The following is a 1,791-nucleotide window of genomic DNA, read 5'->3' on the forward strand; positions in this document are numbered from 1 at the left end:
AGCTGGGCAACGGCACCACCACCAACCAGAACAGGCCAGCGCAAATCGACAAGCCCCAAGGAGCACCAGAAGGATTCACCTGGAAACTAGCCAGCCTAGGCGAACATCATTCCGCGGCAATCGGCTCGGACGGCAACCTGTACACCTGGGGAAACAACCAGTACGGGCAGCTGGGCAACGGCACCACCACCAACCAGAACACGCCAATCCTGGTCAACAAACCCCAAGGAGCACCAGAAGGGTTCACCTGGACACAAGCCAGCCTAGGAGACGGGGATTCTGCAGCTTTCGGATCCGATGGGAACCTGTACGTCTGGGGATGGAACAAATACGGCGAGCTGGGCGATGACACCACCACCGACCGGTACACGCCGACCCTGGTGGGCAAGCCCCAAGGAGCGCCCGCCGGATTCACCTGGACGCAAGCCAGCCTGGGATGGTATCATTCCGCAGCAATCGGCTCCGACGGCCAGCTCTACACCTGGGGAAGCAACAGCAACGGCCAGCTGGGGCGCGACCCCTCCAACGCCTGGCCGTCCAGCCGGCCGGGCCCGGTCGGTTTCCCCGGAAAGCCGCAGACCACCAGCGTATGCTTCGGCCAGAATCAGGAGCAGGGCACGTGCCTCGCCGCGGGCAAGGACCTCAAGCCCAGCCCCGACGGCACCTGGAAGGTGACCACTCCCCCTTACACGCCGGGGCTGGCGCCCGTGGCCATCGACTGGACCCAGGACGGCAAACAGCAGGAAACCGACAAGGGTAACACCTATCGGTACCTGTCCATCGCCAGCCTGCCCCTGACCGGAGGCGACGGCATGCTCCTCCTGCTCGCCACAGGACTACTCACCGCAGGAGCTGCCACAGCCGCCAAAAGCCGCCAAAAGCAGGCCCGCACGAGACAGACAGCATGAACACTTCACACGAGTAAGCAACAGCCCGGGCCCATAGGCGGGACCGCCATCGCACCCTCCAACCCCGAAAGCCAGAACCAAACGGCATCCGAACCCCCAGAATGCAGACCAGGAACGCTCAGCTAGGACTAGAGCCAGGCCTGACCTAGCCCTAGCCCTGGCTTTGCCACCAGTCCCGCAGCTCCTGCTCGGCTGTCTGCTGGTCGACAGGGCCCTGATCCAGGCGATAGTCCAGCATGTGCCGGTAAGCACGTCCTACCTGCGGTCCGGGCTTGAGGCCCAGAATCTGCATAATCTGTCGTCCATCCAAGTCGGGCCGGATGGCATCCAAGTCCTCCTGCTGGCGCAATTGAGCCACCCTGTCCTCCAGCTCGTCCATAGCGGAGGAGAAGACCTGAGCCTTGCGCTTGTTGCGGGTGGTGGCATCGGCCCGGGTCAGGCGATTGAGCCGCTCATAAAGCGGACCGGTCTCCCGGGCATAACGGCGGACGGCCGCATCGGTCCAGCGCTCGTCCACATAGCCATGGAAGCGCAGGTGCATGGAGATCAGGTCGCAGACGTCGGCGATCAGGTGGTGGTCGAAGCGCAGGGCTTTGAGGCGCTTACGGGCCAACCGGGCTCCGACAGCATCATGATGATGAAAACTGACCTTGCCACCGGGCTCAAAGCGTCTGGTGGCGGGCTTGCCGATGTCGTGCAGCAGGGCAGCCAGGCGCAGGGTCAGATCCGGGGCGGGCACAGGTCCGTCAGGTCCAGTCTCCAGGGCGATGGCCCGGTCCACCACCATCAGGGTGTGCTCGAAGACATCCTTGTGCCGGTGATGCTCGTCTATCTCCAGCTGCAGAGCCGGCACCTCGGGCAGAACGATGTCAGCCAGGCCGGA

At 63.9% G+C, this 1,791-nt stretch carries 2 protein-coding genes; one reads left to right on the top strand and one right to left on the bottom strand.

Going from position 1 to position 1,791, the window contains the following annotated elements:
* A partial coding sequence (locus AC0AP0_RS08430) for an RCC1 domain-containing protein (protein ID WP_490430143.1) occupies window positions 1–908 on the top strand: 908 nt, incomplete at its 5' end.
* Window positions 909–1,059: 151 nt separating this feature from the next.
* Here AC0AP0_RS08430 and AC0AP0_RS08435 read toward each other — a convergent pair.
* On the bottom strand, window positions 1,060–1,791 hold a 732-nt coding region (locus AC0AP0_RS08435), incomplete at its 5' end, for an HD domain-containing protein (RefSeq protein ID WP_490430144.1).

This window comes from Bifidobacterium sp. POST2/T3 (B1), from assembly GCF_058197115.1.